Origin of the sequence: Niveispirillum fermenti (assembly GCF_048066175.1) — a bacterium.
GTDB classification, from domain to species: domain Bacteria; phylum Pseudomonadota; class Alphaproteobacteria; order Azospirillales; family Azospirillaceae; genus Niveispirillum; species Niveispirillum fermenti.
This window is the reverse complement of record NZ_JBLTXA010000002.1, coordinates 184,306-199,466: the sequence shown is the minus strand read 5'-3', so window position 1 is coordinate 199,466 and position 15,161 is coordinate 184,306. Positions and strand designations below refer to the sequence as shown.

12 protein-coding genes are annotated in these 15,161 nt (G+C 64.6%); 6 read left to right on the top strand and 6 right to left on the bottom strand.

Annotation, left to right across the window (positions count from 1 at the left end):
• Positions 1 to 77: 77 nt before the first annotated feature.
• Positions 78 to 1,097 carry a GGDEF domain-containing protein gene (locus tag ACM9LZ_RS02720; protein WP_416617803.1) on the bottom strand — a complete coding sequence of 340 codons (1,020 nt, stop codon included), beginning with the start codon at positions 1,095 to 1,097 and terminating at the stop codon, positions 78 to 80.
• A 117-nt stretch (positions 1,098 to 1,214) separates the two neighbouring features.
• Positions 1,215 to 1,697 (bottom strand): Cys-tRNA(Pro) deacylase, encoded by a 483-nt coding sequence (gene ybaK, locus ACM9LZ_RS02715; RefSeq protein ID WP_416617802.1) that lies wholly within the window; start codon positions 1,695 to 1,697, stop codon positions 1,215 to 1,217.
• A 190-nt stretch (positions 1,698 to 1,887) separates the two neighbouring features.
• Between ybaK and ACM9LZ_RS02710 the strand changes: the two genes are divergently transcribed.
• Positions 1,888 to 2,619 carry a response regulator gene (locus tag ACM9LZ_RS02710; RefSeq protein ID WP_416617801.1) on the top strand — a complete coding sequence of 244 codons (732 nt, stop codon included), beginning with the start codon at positions 1,888 to 1,890 and terminating at the stop codon, positions 2,617 to 2,619.
• Positions 2,616 to 4,043, top strand: a complete 1,428-nt coding sequence (locus ACM9LZ_RS02705) for an ATP-binding protein (RefSeq protein ID WP_416617800.1) — start codon at positions 2,616 to 2,618, stop codon at positions 4,041 to 4,043. The genes ACM9LZ_RS02710 and ACM9LZ_RS02705 overlap by 4 nt, the downstream gene beginning before the upstream one ends.
• On the opposite strand, the gene ACM9LZ_RS02700 is transcribed toward ACM9LZ_RS02705, so the two are convergent.
• The 4 genes from ACM9LZ_RS02700 to ACM9LZ_RS02685 all read right to left on the bottom strand — a co-directional run bounded on the left by ACM9LZ_RS02700 (position 4,044) and on the right by ACM9LZ_RS02685 (position 9,244).
• Positions 4,044 to 5,687, bottom strand: coding sequence for a YjbH domain-containing protein (locus ACM9LZ_RS02700; protein WP_416617799.1), 1,644 nt, complete (start codon positions 5,685 to 5,687; stop codon positions 4,044 to 4,046).
• Between the two features lie 112 nt (positions 5,688 to 5,799).
• Positions 5,800 to 7,188, bottom strand: a complete 1,389-nt coding sequence (locus ACM9LZ_RS02695) for a glutamine synthetase family protein (RefSeq protein WP_416617798.1) — start codon at positions 7,186 to 7,188, stop codon at positions 5,800 to 5,802.
• Positions 7,185 to 8,564, bottom strand: coding sequence for an aspartate aminotransferase family protein (locus ACM9LZ_RS02690; protein WP_416617797.1), 1,380 nt, complete (start codon positions 8,562 to 8,564; stop codon positions 7,185 to 7,187). The genes ACM9LZ_RS02695 and ACM9LZ_RS02690 overlap by 4 nt, the downstream gene beginning before the upstream one ends.
• Positions 8,565 to 8,638: 74 nt before the next feature.
• Positions 8,639 to 9,244, bottom strand: a complete 606-nt coding sequence (locus ACM9LZ_RS02685) for a helix-turn-helix domain-containing protein (RefSeq protein WP_416617796.1) — start codon at positions 9,242 to 9,244, stop codon at positions 8,639 to 8,641.
• Between the two features lie 864 nt (positions 9,245 to 10,108).
• Here ACM9LZ_RS02685 and ACM9LZ_RS02680 point away from each other — a divergent pair.
• The 4 genes from ACM9LZ_RS02680 to ACM9LZ_RS02665 all read left to right on the top strand — a co-directional run bounded on the left by ACM9LZ_RS02680 (position 10,109) and on the right by ACM9LZ_RS02665 (position 15,062).
• Complete coding sequence (locus ACM9LZ_RS02680) at positions 10,109 to 11,608, top strand: CoA-acylating methylmalonate-semialdehyde dehydrogenase (protein WP_416617795.1); 1,500 nt, start codon at positions 10,109 to 10,111, stop codon at positions 11,606 to 11,608.
• A 175-nt stretch (positions 11,609 to 11,783) separates the two neighbouring features.
• Entirely contained in the window at positions 11,784 to 12,926 is a 1,143-nt protein-coding gene (locus ACM9LZ_RS02675; RefSeq protein ID WP_416617794.1) for an isobutyryl-CoA dehydrogenase, read from the top strand.
• Between the two features lie 28 nt (positions 12,927 to 12,954).
• Positions 12,955 to 13,737: an enoyl-CoA hydratase gene (locus ACM9LZ_RS02670; RefSeq protein ID WP_416617793.1), complete on the top strand. Its 783-nt coding sequence runs from the start codon at positions 12,955 to 12,957 to the stop codon at positions 13,735 to 13,737.
• Between the two features lie 137 nt (positions 13,738 to 13,874).
• Positions 13,875 to 15,062, top strand: a complete 1,188-nt coding sequence (locus ACM9LZ_RS02665) for an acetyl-CoA C-acyltransferase family protein (RefSeq protein ID WP_416617792.1) — start codon at positions 13,875 to 13,877, stop codon at positions 15,060 to 15,062.
• Positions 15,063 to 15,161 lie beyond the last annotated feature (99 nt).

Genomic DNA, 15,161 nt, shown 5'->3' with positions numbered 1-15,161 from the left:
GCGCTCGCCGGATGTCGCCGCCCGGCACCTGGGCTGCATTGATCAGAGCAACAGGTTCTGATCAATGCAGCGGGGTGTCAAATATGTGTACGCACGAGGTTCCTGCCTTCCAGCTTGGCAAGGTACAGGGCGCAATCGGCGCGACGCATGGCGATGTCGATGCTTCTTTCTCCTTTTTTCACCTGAGCGACGCCAATACTGACAGTCACGGGGATGGACAGGCTGCCGGTTTCCACCGGTGTTGCCATCACTGCCTCGCGAAGCCGTTCTGCGGTTTGCTGTGCGGCGGTCAGATTTGTGTCGGGCATGATCAGACCGAATTCCTCGCCGCCCAGGCGGGCAAATATGTCCTGTACACGCACCGTGTCACTTATCCGCCGGGCAAAGGCGCTGAGCACATGGTCGCCGGCTTCGTGACCATTGTGGTCATTCACCCGCTTGAAATGGTCGATGTCCAGCAGCATCACCGCAAGATCATTGCCCGCCCGCTGAAGGCGCCCGATCTCCCGTTCCGCCAGGGTCAGAAAGGTGCGGCGATTGAAACATCCCGTCAGCGGATCCGTGCGGGCCAGCGCCGCCAGTTCCCGGTTGGCGAGGCGCAACTCAAGCTCATCCATGGCTATGGCGGCCAGATCCAGCAGGAACCCCTCCTCACGCACTGAAAGCGCGCGCGGCTGCCGGTCGATGATGCACAGCGTACCCAGGACGTGTCCATCGCGCGTGATCAGGGGGGCACCGGCATAGAAGCGAATGTTCGGGGTGCCGGTCACCATCGGATGGTCCGCAAAACGCGCATCGGTCAGCGCATCCTTTACCACCATGACGCCGCGATGCCGGATGGCATGGTCACAAAAGGCAAGCGAGCGTGGTGTCTGCGTACTGCCGAGTCCTTCCTGGGCCTTGAACCACTGCCTGTCTTCGGCGATCAGGCTCAGAAGGCTTATGGGGGCACCCGTCATCCGCGAAGCCATGGACACGATGCGGTCGAACTGCGGCTCTGGCGGTGTGTCAAGGATATCATATCGATGCAGGGCCGACAGCCGTGAACCTTCACGGCCGACGACCTCGGTTAAACCACCTACCGTACCCTGGTCCATTCCGCCTCCTTGCAAATCTTGTCTGACAAGGTGTTACGACAGACTTGTATATGCAAGTCAGACAGGGGCGGTAGTGAGCACCATCAATATAGATACAGCAGGTCCTAGACCGAAAGTTCACCGGGCGGTAATGGCAGCCAGTCGCGCCGACAGGACGCGCACGATGTCGGCCGGGGCAGCGGCGATCTGCAGGCCACGCCGCCCGCCATTCATGATCATTTCCGGCAGGGTTTCGGCGCTGCGGTCGATCAGGGTCGGCAGCCGGCGGCGCATGCCCAGCGGGCTGATGCCGCCGATCACGTAACCGGATATCTTTTCCGCGTGCCGGGGATCGGCCAGAGCGGCACGCTTGCCGCCAGCGGCGCCAGCCACGGCCTTCAGGTCCAGCCGCGCGGGGGAGGGGATGACGCAGCACACCAGGCCCGCCCCCTCGACATCCGTGACCAGTGTCTTGAACAGGGTGGCGGGGTCCACGCCCAGCGCCGCCGCTGCCGCCATGCCAATGGCATCGGCATCGGGATCATAATCATATTCCAGCAGCCGGTGGGCCACGCCCGCCATCTTCAGGGCCATCACCGCCGGGGTCGATTTCGCGGACATGGGAAGGGACACGTGCTTTCAGGAAGTTGGCAAGGTGCCATTTTCAATGCGCGACACCCCGACGGTCAAGCCATCCGGTGGAACGCGCCTTGATACACTTTGATACCAACCTGTGCTTCCGGTCGGGCCGGCCCCATGCGAAGGTGAGATCGCACTTGCCCCGATCCGTCATGTTGCCGCTGATAAGAGAATGCTTCCCGTCGAGTCCCCCCATATCGTGCTGGTCGATGACCATCGCGACATCCGCGAAACCCTGACGCGCTTTCTGGAAAAGCACGGCATGCGCGTGACCGCGGCGGAGGATGCGGCGACCGCTCGCCGCCGTCTGCGGGCCTGCGCGGCGGACCTTATCGTGCTGGACGTGATGATGCCGGGAGAGGATGGCCTTTCCCTGTTCCGCCATATCCGGGAGACAACGGATACGCCCGTCATCTTCCTGACGGCGATCGGGGAGCCGACGGACCGTATCGTCGGTCTGGAAATGGGTGCCGACGATTACGTGACCAAGCCGTTCGAGCCGCGGGAATTGCTGGCCCGTGTCCGCGCCGTGCTGCGGCGCAGCCACAGCCTGCCAGTCAATGTCGCCCGGCGCCGGGCAGAGGAACGGCGGCTGACCTTCGATGGCTGGGTGCTGGATCTCGGCCGGCGGGAACTGACCGGGGCCGACGGGGTCGTCGTGTCATTGTCCACGGCGGAATTCTCGCTGCTGGAGGCGTTCGTTCGCCATCCCAACATGGTCCTAACGCGGGAACAGTTGCTGGACCTGACCAAGGGCCGGGAAGCCGATGTGTTCGACCGGTCGATCGACAACCAGGTCAGCCGCCTGCGTCGCAAGATCGAGCCCGACCCCCGCAACCCGACCCTGATCAAGACGGTGTGGGGCGGGGGATATTGCCTGGCGACGGAGGTCCGGGGCTCATGATGCGTGGTTTCCGGTTCCTGCTGCGGCCGCGCAGCCTGTTCACCCATATGGTGGCGCTGCTGATTGCGGCCGTGCTGATGGGCAAGCTCGGCAGTTGGACGGTGTCGCTTGACGACCGCGCCGCCGCGGTGAGGCGCACGCATGTGGAGGAAATGCTGCTCCGAGTGGCGGCCACCACGCGCGTGATGGCCAGCCTGCCGGCCGAACACCGGGCGAATGCCCTGTCGGCCCTGGGCACGACGGAGACCCGCTTCATGCTGGAGGACAAGCCGGCCGTGCGCGCCGACTATGTCGGCAGCGACCCGCAGCAGGTGGAGGCCGCCAGGGCGCGCCTGCGCGACCTGCTGGGGCTGGAGGAGGGCCAGGTCCGGCTGAAGATCTGGTACCGGTCGGAAAATGCCGATCCCGGTTTCCTGCACAATCCCTGGGCTGCGATCGATCCCGTTGCCATGGGCATGAAATTCGCCATTCAGCTTCCCGATGGCCAATGGTTGAACGCCATCAACCGCCGCATGGTGCAACCGACAGTGTGGAGCACCACGGCTACGCTGGGGCTGATTTCCTCCATCCTGATGGTGGCCGCGGCGGCCTTCTATATCTCCCGCCGCATTTCCCGTCCCTTGCGCCAACTGGCCGACAGTGCCGACCGGCTGGGTCGGGGGGAGACGGTGACCATTCTGGATGCCGGCCGCGGACCGGAAGAGGTACGGCGCGTCACCCACGCCTTCAATGCGATGGGCGAGCGTATCCGTCGCTTCGTGGATGACCGCACCCGCATCCTGGCTGCGGTCAGCCACGACCTGCGCACGCCCATCACCAACCTGCGCCTGCGCGTGGAGTTGCTGGAGGAAGGCGAGACCAAGGCCCGCATGCTGGAAACCCTCGACGAACTGCGCAGCACGGTAGAGGCGACCTTGTCCTTCACGCGGGAGGAGTTGGGGGAGGAGGCGGTACGGGCCGACCTCACCTCCCTGGTGGAAAGTGTTTGCGACGATTTCACCGATGTCGGCCGCCCCGTTGCGTTCTCTCCCGCGGCGCGCCTGCCGGTTGTCTGCCGGACGGGCAGCCTGCGCCGCGCCGTGCGCAATCTCATCGAAAACGCCCTGGCCTATGGCGGTGATGCGCAGGTGTCGGTCCGGGTGGTCGGGCCACATGCCGAGATCGTGGTGTCCGACCATGGTCCCGGCATCCCCGAAGCGGAGATGGAGCGGGTATTCGAACCCTTCGTGCGGCTGGAATCCTCCCGCAACCGCCGCACGGGCGGGGTCGGGCTGGGGCTGTCCATCGCGCGGTCTGTGATCCGCGGCCATGGCGGCGATGTCCGGCTGGTCAACCGGTCGGATGGCGGACTGGATGCCATCGCCATGCTGCCCATCACGGCCCGGCCGCTGCATGACAGTCTGCCATTGAAGAAGGCGGCCTGATCAGGGACGGAATTGTCGGTCCCAATCCGTGATCAGCCTTCCATAGCCTGCGGTGTGACGCAGGTCGGCCAGGGTCAGCACCCGGTCTGGCCGGGCCCCGCCGGTCGGTGCCAGCCTTCGCACCCGCATCTGTGCCAGCAGGTCGATCCCGTCCGCCGGTCCGCCCAGTGGCAATGTCAGGGTCAGACCCAGATGGCTGGCCCGTGTCGTCGCCGTGGCTTCCAGTGCGAGCACGGCGCCCGTTCCTGCCTGGTGGGACAGGATAAGGCCGCCGCCCCAGTCGCCGGCGAGATATCGGCCGGCCAGCCATTGCGTGCGGGTTGCGGCATCGGCGCTGTCCCATCCCAGGGTGGCGTGAAGGCTGTGCCGGCGGCTTCCGCGGGCCAGGGTGAGACCATCTGATGGTGTCCGTTTCCAGACCTGATGCGCCGCCAGACCGGCGGACCAGCGTGCTGTCGGCGGCTGCAGGCGCAGTTCTCCGCCACCCCCGCCATGCATTGCATCAAGATAGCCGGCTTCCAGCAACAGATCGAAGGCGGGGGTCAGCGCAGTGGCATGGGCGAGTTGCAACCTTTCCAACATGAGATGCCGCCGCAGGTAACAGCCGGCGTCGCCGTTGCCGGCCATGGCTGATGTCGTTTCCGTCGCCGGCAGACCGGACGACCAGCCGGCCCGGCCGGACGCTGTGGCGATCCAGCCGGGCCAGGGCAATATATGGGCCAGCAGGCCGGCAGACAGGCGCCGTGGCCATTGCCGGTCGGTGCCGGGAGGCTCCAGGTCCAGGCTTGTATCCACAACCAGTTCCCAGTGCCGGTCCAGGTGCGACGGTGTGCCGGCCCGCTGGAAACGTGCGTGCCGGCGGATTTCGGCGCCGCTACGCCGGTGGACGTGCCAGGGGGCGATGTCCCGGGCCGGTATGGTGACCATCGTGCCGGGCAGGCCCAGGCGGTGGGTGGCCAGTGTGACAGGTGCCTGCGCATTGTCCGGCATGGCCGTTGCCAAGTGCGCGGCCGATGACCGCCATGGGCTGGCGGCGGCCGGCGAAGACCCCGTGGCAGGCCTGCCTGTTCCAAACGGCCAGGGACGGTTGAAGCGATCGGCGGCCAGCATCAGGGAGAAGCCCGACACCGCACCCCTGTCCCGCTGCCACCCGCCATGCAGGGACAGGCCGGGCAGCGGGTACCATCCGGCCGTGACGGCAGGACCGTCCGGGCCGCCCAAACCCCCGGCAATCCACAGCCGGCCTTCTATCGGCAATTCCCGGCGCAGATGCAGGACGGGCCGTTTCGCCCCTGTACCATGCCAGCCGACACCGGCGGAAACCTCCAGCCCCGACAAATCCAGCCCCAGCAACAAGCTGTCCGTCTGTTCGTCCGGGGCTCCACCGATACCGCGTGCATCCAGCACCAGGGCCGGCCAGTCCTCGTCCAGGGGCAGCAGTTCGAAGGTCAGATCGGCCAGCATCCCTGTCCGCCCCTGCCGGACGCCGGCCACCAGGGGGCGCACGGGACGCAGCCCAAATCCCCCCACGGGTTGGCGTCCGTCCGTCGTGCCGTCCACCCGCATCCATGCGGACCCTACGGGCGGCAGCCAGGCTGTCGGTGTGCCGGCCGGCGGGCTTTCCGCCCGGACCGCACCAATCATCAGGCAGAAAAGGATCAGAACAAGTCCAAGGCGCATCAATGGCAGGCGATGATGAATAGTGCAGGCACACTATCTCCCCAACCCGCCCGCCCGATCAACCATAAAGCGATGATCAGACGTGATTTATATATAGTAGGTAATCGGTATCGGGGATGGTTCCAGCCACACGGCCGATCTCTGCCTGTTTGATCGCCAGGAAAGCGCGCAGCAGGTCCGACCCCAGCGCTTCGCGCAGGAAGTCCGACCGTCCGGCCTGGACCCAGGCCGTGCGCCAGTCCGCCGGCATCTGGCTGGTGAACGGTGTGGCGCTGGTGAAACCGTCATTTTGCGCCATGGGGCCGGGATCGACGGACAGGGCGATGCCATGCCGGATGCCGGCCAGCACGGTCGCCCCCACCAGATAGGGGTTGGCATCCACACCGGCCGGCCGGTGCTCCACGCGACGCGATGCGGCCGGGCCGGCCGGGATACGCAGGGCGACGGACCGGTCGTTGATGCCCCAGCTTGGCTGTACGGGCGCGTAGAGGTTGCTGACATATCGCCGCCAGGAATTGGCGTGAGGGGCGAAGACCAGCATGGCGTCGCCCATGGTTGCGGCCAGACCGCCGATGGCATGACGAAGCATCTCGGCGGGCGGACCTTGTCCATCGGGTTCCGCGAACAGGTTCCGGCCTTCCCTGTCGTTCAGGCAGACATGCAGGTGCATCCCCGATCCTGCCAGCCCCGCAAACGGCTTGGCCATGAAGCAGGCCATCATCCCCTGGCGCCGTGCCAGCAGACGCACCAGCCGTTTCAACATCACCAGATCATCGGCGGCGCGCAGCAGGTCGTGCCGGTAATGCAAGGTCAGTTCATACTGGCCCGGCGCATATTCGGCGATCAGCGTCTCCAGCGGCAGTCCCTGCGCCCTGGCTGCCGCATAGACCGGCCCGAAGAAAGGCTGCATGCCATCCAGGTCATCCAGCCCATAGACCTGGGTCTGGTCGTGGCGACGGCCGTCCAGCGCCATGGCGGCCGGACGTGGCCTGCCATCCGGACCGGCTTCCCGGTCCAGCAGGTAGAATTCCAGTTCGAAGGCGCCGGCCGGGTGCCGTCCATCGGCCACCAGCGCCCGTTGCCGGGCCGCCATCGCATGGCGGGGATCAGCCCCATGGGGGCGCCCGTCCAGTTGATAAAGACTGATCAGTACCTGTCCGCGCGCCGGTTCGGTGCCGGGCAGGGGCACCAGGGTGCCGGGCAGGGGCCAGGCCCGCAGATCGGCATCTCCGACCGACCAGACCAGGCCCGTTTCCTCCACATCCTGCCCCGTCACATCCAGGCCCAGGATGGAACTGGGCAGGTGCCGGCCGTCGCGGTAAAGCCCCGCCAGTTCATGCCGACGGATGATCTTGCCGCGACCAATGCCGTTGGCGTCGGTCAGCACAATGTCGATGGCCTCGATTTCCGGATGCCGGGCCAGGAAATCGGTGGCCTCGTCGCCATAGTCGAAAGGAGCGCTCATGCCGGTTCCCCTTCGCCGGCCAACAGGCTGATCACTTCCGTGAAAGCGGTGATCAGCGCTTCCACCTGCTCCCCGGTTGTGGCCGGGCAGACCAGCATCATGCTGTGAAAGGGGGCGATCAGGATATTGCGGTTCAGCAGTGCCAGATGAATGGCCTGTTCCAGCGGGCCGGCATGTGCGGCCTCCGCCTCGGTTCCGTTGCGCAAGGGGCCGGGCGCGCAGATGAACTCCACCCGCGCCCCCACCCGCACGACGTGCCATGGCAGGCCCCGTAGTGCGATGGCGGCGGTCAGCCCCGTGGCCAGGCGGGCGGCCAGCCGTTCCATATGGGCATAAGCCCCGTCCGTCATCACCTGTTCCAGGGTGGCACGCATGGCCGCCAGGGAAAGCGCGTTGGCCGACAAGGTGGTTCCCATACCGGAATGGCCGGCCGGCAGATCGGCGCGCACGCGGTCCAAAGCATTCGCCACGGTATCCGTGAATCCCCATACGCTGGCCGGCACCCCGCCAGCGATGGGCTTGCCCAGCACGAAAAGGTCCGGCTCCAGCCCATGGGCGCGGGTATAGCCGCCGGGACCGGTGGAAATCGTATGGGTCTCGTCGATCAGCAGCAAGGTACCGGTCTCGCGCGTCACGCGGCGAAGCCCGGCATGGAAATCCGGATCGGGCAGCACCATACAGCAATTGGTCAGTACCGGTTCGGTGATGACGCAGGCCACGTCCCGGCCGGACAAGGCCGCTTCCAGGGCCGGCAGATCGTTGAATTCCACGATCCTGGTGTCCGCCGTCAGATCGGTGAACTGCCCCAGCAATCCCGGCCGGTTGACGGCAACGCCGTCGATCAGGCGGACGAAGGTCTCGTCCACCGTGCCGTGGTAGCAGCCGTTGAAGACCAGAATTTTCGGCCGTCCCGTAACCGCGCGGGCGACGCGCAGAGCGAAACGGTTGGCATCCGTGGCCGTCGTCGCGACCTGCCAGAACGGCAGCCCGAACCGCTCCCGCAACAATTGGCCGACCACCAGCGCATCCAGGGTCGCCAACATGTAGGTGAGACCGCGCTCCGCCTGTTCCCGGATGGCATCGCGCACGGGCGCCGGCGAGTGGCCGAACATTGCCCCGGTATCGCCCAGGCAGAAATCGGCCAGTTCATGACCATCGGCATCGGTCAGGGTGGCGCCGCGGGCACCCGTGACGATCAGGGGAAACGGCAGGGGCCAGTCCCGCATCCAGTGCATGGGAACGCCCTGATAGAAGCCGTCGGCCCCGTCGCCCGCCAGGGCCATTGATTGCGGATGGCCCGCCCGGAAACGCGCCTGCTCCGCCTTCATCAGCGCATCGATCGCCGCCTGTCCGACCCCACCCGGCCCATCCGCCATTCCATTGACCCCGTTGACTGCGACGGCGATGATTTTCCGGCGTGGTACGGTCGGCCGTCAAGCACGGGAAAAGGTCAGTGAGGAAACCAGACTCCGATGACCCGGTGGAGTTTCTCAACATCCTCAATGGTCAGATCAACACGGCGGCGTGACAGCGTCATGCCGTAGATGCCGCCCTCGTCATCCTGGCGCAGATAGAAGGCCAGCGGTGCGAAGGAAACGCGGTTGACGACCAGATCACCGACATTGGCAGGCATGTCGGGATCGACCAGCAATGTCGAACCGATGGCCAGGGCCGGTGCGTTGGACAGATCGGCCACCGTCACGGCATAGGCCTGCGTGGTCCCGCGCATCTGCGGCGGGCGGGGCACGCTGCTGCGTGCCGTCGCATTGGCCCCTTCCCGCGCCAGATCGCGGCCATCGAACAATGGCAACTCACTGTCCGTCTTGCTGTCGCTCAACATTGTGCGCAGCGGACTGGCCGGAGACAGCATCTCCATGGGCCCGACGCCGAAAATCTTGGCCAGCCGGATGACATGATCGGGCCGAAAGGGCCGGACCCCGTTCTCCAGCTTGGAGATTTCACTTTTGGAAAGGCCGGCGGATGTCGCCAGGGCAGCTAAACTCATACCCCGGGAGGTCCGCATCATGCGCAGATGGATACCGTCATGATGTTGCACTTGACCGTGTCTCCCCTGTGTATCCTTGTACAGTCAGGCAGAAACATACAGCATTGATTTTAACCGGAAAGGCCGGGCGCATCGTCCAAAGGGTTAGGTTGTATCCTCCCTACCCAGGTTGATTTGCCTGCGGACAATCGCTTTCGGCACTGTGCCGTCACTGCCAACGGGTGCCGTCTGCCCGGCGATAATCTCACCTTATGAAAAGTTATCCGATAGGAAAAGACGCATTTCTTGATCAACATCAAATATCATCGGTTGCATGCTCCCATATTCAAAACGGGACTTTCAAAACTGATGAAGGCAGGCAATAATTTTTAATTCGTTGTTTTAAGGCGCATTCCAGGATTATAAGAAATTATACTTTCGTCTTGTGATTTTTATCGGATTGTATGTGAAATTTATCCCATTATCCTAGAGAAATATAAGAATATAATTATATAAGGAAAAAATAATTTAAGTAATCATGCGCAAAGTTTCGATCGATTCCAGTATCATGGAAGATGCGATAGGCGAACTTTTTGACGGATATCCTATACCTTTCTTCCTTGGTTCCATATCAACCGACAGGTAGAAACCCCGCATGTGAACTGGACGGAATCATAAAAATCCGACAATCGGATAGGATGGCCGCTCCCCATGTGCAAGGTTCCCGGTCCGTCTCCGCCCCGTTCTGGCAAGGGGGCGGAGACAGGATCGCAAGGATGGAAATGTTTGCCCTCCAAGCTCTTGCTGCGGTGATCCCCATTTAGGGATGTCCGGGGACGGTGTGGGGGTTTATGCACGATGGAATGGGTTTATGCGCGCCTTGTCGTGCGCGTCGTCACGTGCCACTGTCCAGGCCAAACACCCAGGGAGGTTCAGTTGGTCGAGAAGCTGTATCATTTCGTCGGCGGTGCCCGAGTCGAGGGCAAGTCCGGCCGTTTCGCCCCCATCTTCACGCCCATGACGGGCGAGATTTCCGCAGAGGTTCCGCTGGCCAGCACCGCGGAACTGGCCGGGGCCGTGGCCAATGCCCGGGCGGCGCAGCCGGGCTGGGCCGCCACCAACCCGCAGAAGCGGGCCCGCGTCCTCATGAAGTTCCTGGAACTTCTGCAGCGCGACTATGAGAAACTGGCCCTGAAGCTGGCACTGGAACATGGCAAGACCCTGCCCGACGCCCGCGGCGACATCCAGCGCGGCCTGGAGGTGGTGGAGTTCGCGATCGGCATCCCGCACCTGCTGAAGGGTGAATATACCGAAGGCGCCGGCCCCGGAATCGACATGTATTCAATGCGGCAGCCGCTGGGGGTCGTGGCTGGCATCACGCCGTTCAACTTCCCCGCCATGATCCCGATGTGGAAGTTCGCGCCGGCCATCGCCTGCGGCAATGCCTTCATCCTGAAGCCGTCCGAGCGTGATCCGTCGGTGCCGCTGATGCTGGCGGAACTGATGTATGAGGCCGGGCTGCCCAAGGGCATCCTGAATGTCGTGAATGGTGACAAGGAGGTAGTGGACGCCATCCTGGACCATCCCGACATCAAGGCCATCGGCTTTGTCGGCTCCACCCCCATCGGTGAATACATCTATACGCGCGGCACCGCCAACGGCAAGCGCGTGCAGGCCTTCGGTGGCGCCAAGAACCATGCCCTGATCATGCCCGATGCCGACATGGATCAGGTGGTGGACGCGCTGATCGGTGCCGGCTACGGGTCGGCCGGGGAACGCTGCATGGCCATTTCCGTCGCCGTTCCGGTCGGCGAGAAGACGGCGGACGAGCTGGTCTCCCGCCTGGCTCCGCGCGTCCGGGCGCTGAAGGTCGGTCCGTCGACGGACGAGAAGGCCGATTACGGCCCCGTCGTGACCCGCCAGCACCTGGACAAGGTCAAGTCCTATGTTGATATCGGCGTCAAGGAAGGGGCCGAACTGGTGGTCGATGGCCGCGAGATGCGCCTGCAGGGCTACGAGAACGGGTTCTATATGGGTGGCGTCCTATTCGACCGTGTCACGCCGGACATGCGCATCTACAAGGAGGAGATCTTCGGCCCCGTCCTGTCGATCGTGCGCGCCCCCGATTATGAGGCGGCCCTGGCCCTGCCCAATGAGCACGAATATGGCAATGGTGTTGCCATATTCACCCGCGACGGTGACACGGCACGTGATTTCGCGGCGCGCGTCGATGTGGGTATGGTCGGCATCAATGTGCCGATTCCCGTGCCGCTGGCCTATTACACCTTCGGCGGCTGGAAGCGGTCGGGCTTCGGTGATCTGAACCAGCATGGCCCGGACAGCGTGCGCTTCTATACCCGCACCAAGACGGTGACGGAGCGCTGGCCGTCGGGCATCCGATCGGGCGCCAGCTTCGTCATTCCGACCATGGGCTGACCGCGGCGTCGCGTTCATGCGGCTCCTTTCCGCTCTCCCAGCCGGGGAGCCGCCAAACTGGGGCGGTGTCGCTGCCGGGCCTGGTCCCGCCGGCGGTGCCGTCCATCTTTCCGTTGGGCGATCCTGACCCTTGGGAATGCCCGAACTCCTGAAAGAGAAGACAGGATCGCCCGCGATGGATTTCGACCTGACCGAGGATCAACGCGCCATCCAGGACCTGGCCCGCGGCTTTGCGGCCGAATATATGGCCCCCCATGCCGCCGAATGGGACGAACATCACCATTTCCCCATCGATACGCTGCGCATGGCGGCAGAGTTGGGTTTCGCCGGCATCTATAGCAGCGAGGCCCATGGCGGCACGGGCCTTGGCCGGCTGGATGCCAGCATCCTGTTCGAGGAACTGTCGGCGGCCTGTCCATCGACCGCCGCCTATATCTCCATCCATAACATGGCCGCCTGGATGATCGACACCTTCGGTGACGAGGACCAGAAGGCGAGATGGTTGCCGGGCCTGTTCAGCATGGCGTCCTTCGCCAGCTATTGCCTGACCGAGCCGGGCGCCGGCTCCGACGCCGCGTCGCTGCGCACCAGGGCGGACCGGGATGGTGACCATTACGTGCTGAACGGCTCCAAGGCCTTCATTTCCGGTGGCGGTGCGTCGGACATCTATGTGGTCATGGTCCGCACCGGCGGGGCTGGCCCCAAGGGCATCTCATGCCTGGTGGTGGAGAAGGGGACGCCCGGCCTGTCCTTCGGCAAGCAGGAAAAGAAGATGGGCTGGAACAGCCAGCCCACTGCCCAGGTCATCTTTGAGGATTGCCGGGTGCCTGTGTCGAACCGGCTGGGCGGGGAGGGGGACGGCTTCAAGATCGCCATGAAAGGGCTGGATGGCGGCCGGCTGAACATCGCCTCCTGCTCGCTGGGCGGCGCGCGGGCCTGTCTGGATGCGGCGCGGGCGCACATGGCCGTGCGCCAGCAGTTCGGCCGCAAGCTCAGCGATTTCCAGGCACTCCAGTTCAAGTTCGCGGATATGGCGACGGAGCTGGAAGCGGCCCGCCTGATGGTGCATCGGGCGGCCGTGAAGCTGGATGCCGGCGACCCCGATGCCAGCCTTTACTGTGCCATGGCAAAGCGCTTTGCCACCGATGCGGGCTTCAAGGTTGCCAATGATGCGCTTCAGCTTCACGGCGGTTACGGGTACATCCGTGAATATCCGGTGGAACGCATCCTGCGCGACCTGCGCGTCCACCAGATACTGGAAGGTACGAACGAGATCATGCGCGTGATCATCGCCCGGCGGCTGCTGGCCGAAGGCTGATCCTGACACCAAGACAGGAACGAGGGAAATGACCGAGACCTACGAGAACATCCTGGTGGAAACCAAGGGCAAGGTGGGCATTATCCGCCTGAACCGGCCCAAGGCCCTGAACGCCCTGTCCGACGGCCTGGTGACGGACCTGGAAAAGGCGCTGAATGCGTTCGAGGATGACGCGGCCATCCATGTCATCGTCGTCACCGGGTCGGAAAGGGCCTTCGCGGCCGGCGCCGACATCAAGGAAATGGCCAAGTTCACCTATCAGGACACCTATCTCAACGATTTCATCACGAAGAAATGGGGTCGTCTGGCCACATGCCGCAAGCCAACCATCGCCGCGGTCGCCGGCTATGCCCTGGGCGGCGGCTGTGAACTGGCCATGATGGCGGATTTCATCATCGCCGCCGACAATGCCAAGTTCGGCCAGCCCGAAATCACCATCGGCACCATTCCCGGCGCGGGCGGCACCCAGCGCCTGACCCGCGCCGTCGGCAAGGCAAAGGCCATGGAGCTTTGCCTGACGGGCCGCATGATGGATGCCGAGGAGGCCGAGCGCTCCGGCCTGGTGGCCCGCGTCGTGCCGGCCGCCGACCTGATGGACGAAGCACTGAAGACGGCCGAGAAGATCGCCGGCTTCTCCCGCCCCGTCACCATGATGGCCAAGGAAAGCGTGAACCGCGCCCTGGAAACCGGCCTGAACGACGGGTTGCTGTTCGAGCGCCGCGTGTTCCATGCGACCTTCGCGCTGGACGACCAGAAGGAGGGGATGGACGCCTTCGTGAACAAGCGTCCCCCGAACTTCACGGATCGCTGACGACAGGAGAGAGGGGGCGGGAAGGCAGACGGCTTTCCCGCCCCCTCTTTCGCAGGGCACCTGTTGTAACGGTTGCCAGACCGCTACCGACCGCTTAGGTTCGCTGCGGTGCAATAAAATAGACCGGAGGGATTTCCATGAGCGCGTTGAATGATGTGGTCATCGTAGCGGGCACCCGTACCGCGATCGGCGGTTTCGGCGGCAGCCTGAAGGATTTCACCCCGGCCGAACTGGGTGCCCTGGTCATCAAGGAAGCCGTCAGCCGTGCCGGCATCACGCCCGGCGACGTGCAGCATGTCGTTTTGGGCCAGGTCATTCCCAGTGGGCCGCATGACGCCTATCTGGCGCGCGTCGCCGCCGTGGAAGCCGGCGTTCCCGTGGCGGCGCCGGCCCTGACGCTGAACCGCCTGTGCGGGTCCGGGGTTCAGGCCATCATCTCCGCGGCGCAGATGATCAAGCTGGGCGAGTGCGAGGTCGCCGTCGCCGGCGGCGCTGAAAGCATGAGCCGGTCGCCCCACATCATCCCGTCGGTGCGGTGGGGGCAGCGCATGGGCGATGCCGCCGTGGTGGATGCCATGGTCACGGTACTGACCGATCCGTTCCACAAGATCCATATGGGGGTCACGGCGGAGAATGTGGCAGCGCGGCATGATATCGACCGCGCCGCGCAGGACGCGCTGGCCCTGGAAAGCCATCGCCGGGCCGCCCGCGCCACGGCGGAGGGCCGGTTCAAGTCGCAGATCCTGCCCGTGGAGGTGAAGGCCAAGGGCGGCACCCGCCTGTTCGACACGGACGAGCATTTCCGCGCCGACGCCAGCGAAGCCGACTTCGCCAAGCTGAAGCCTGTGTTCAAGAAGGATGGCACGGTCACGGCCGGCAATGCCTCGGGCGTCAATGACGGGGCTGCCGCCCTGGTGCTGATGTCCGCTGCGGAGGCTGAGAAGCGCGGGCTGGCCCCGAAGGCCCGTATCGTGGCCTGGGGCCATGCCGGCCTGGAGCCGGAGGTGATGGGACTGGGGCCCGTCCATGCCGTGCCGGTGGCGCTGGAACGTGCCGGCCTGACCCTGGCGGACATTGATGTCATCGAAAGCAACGAGGCGTTTGCCGCGCAGGCCTGTGCCGTGTCCAAGGTGCTGGGCTTCGATCCTGAAAAGGTCAATCCCAATGGCTCCGGCGTGGCCTTGGGCCACCCGGTGGGCGCAACCGGGGCCATCATCACGGTGAAGGCGCTGTACGAGCTTGAGCGCACAGGCGGGCGGTACGGCCTGGTCACCATGTGCATCGGCGGCGGTCAGGGCATCGCAATGGTGATCGAACGGCTGTAATCATCCCGCGATTGCGGTTAGGATCGGCCCGCCCACCGGAATGGTGCGGCGGGCCTTTTCTTTTATGGCCACATGAAGAACGAACGATAAAAGGTTGGA

Coding starts and splice junctions, on each gene's coding strand:
- ACM9LZ_RS02720 (WP_416617803.1), bottom strand. CDS start 1,097: ATGGACCAGGGTACGGTAGGTGGTTTAACCGAGGTCGTCGGCCGTGAA.
- ybaK (WP_416617802.1), bottom strand. CDS start 1,697: ATGTCCGCGAAATCGACCCCGGCGGTGATGGCCCTGAAGATGGCGGGC.
- ACM9LZ_RS02710 (WP_416617801.1), top strand. CDS start 1,888: ATGCTTCCCGTCGAGTCCCCCCATATCGTGCTGGTCGATGACCATCGC.
- ACM9LZ_RS02705 (WP_416617800.1), top strand. CDS start 2,616: ATGATGCGTGGTTTCCGGTTCCTGCTGCGGCCGCGCAGCCTGTTCACC.
- ACM9LZ_RS02700 (WP_416617799.1), bottom strand. CDS start 5,687: ATGATTGGTGCGGTCCGGGCGGAAAGCCCGCCGGCCGGCACACCGACA.
- ACM9LZ_RS02695 (WP_416617798.1), bottom strand. CDS start 7,188: ATGAGCGCTCCTTTCGACTATGGCGACGAGGCCACCGATTTCCTGGCC.
- ACM9LZ_RS02690 (WP_416617797.1), bottom strand. CDS start 8,564: ATGGCGGATGGGCCGGGTGGGGTCGGACAGGCGGCGATCGATGCGCTG.
- ACM9LZ_RS02675 (WP_416617794.1), top strand. CDS start 11,784: ATGGATTTCGACCTGACCGAGGATCAACGCGCCATCCAGGACCTGGCC.
- ACM9LZ_RS02670 (WP_416617793.1), top strand. CDS start 12,955: ATGACCGAGACCTACGAGAACATCCTGGTGGAAACCAAGGGCAAGGTG.
- ACM9LZ_RS02665 (WP_416617792.1), top strand. CDS start 13,875: ATGAGCGCGTTGAATGATGTGGTCATCGTAGCGGGCACCCGTACCGCG.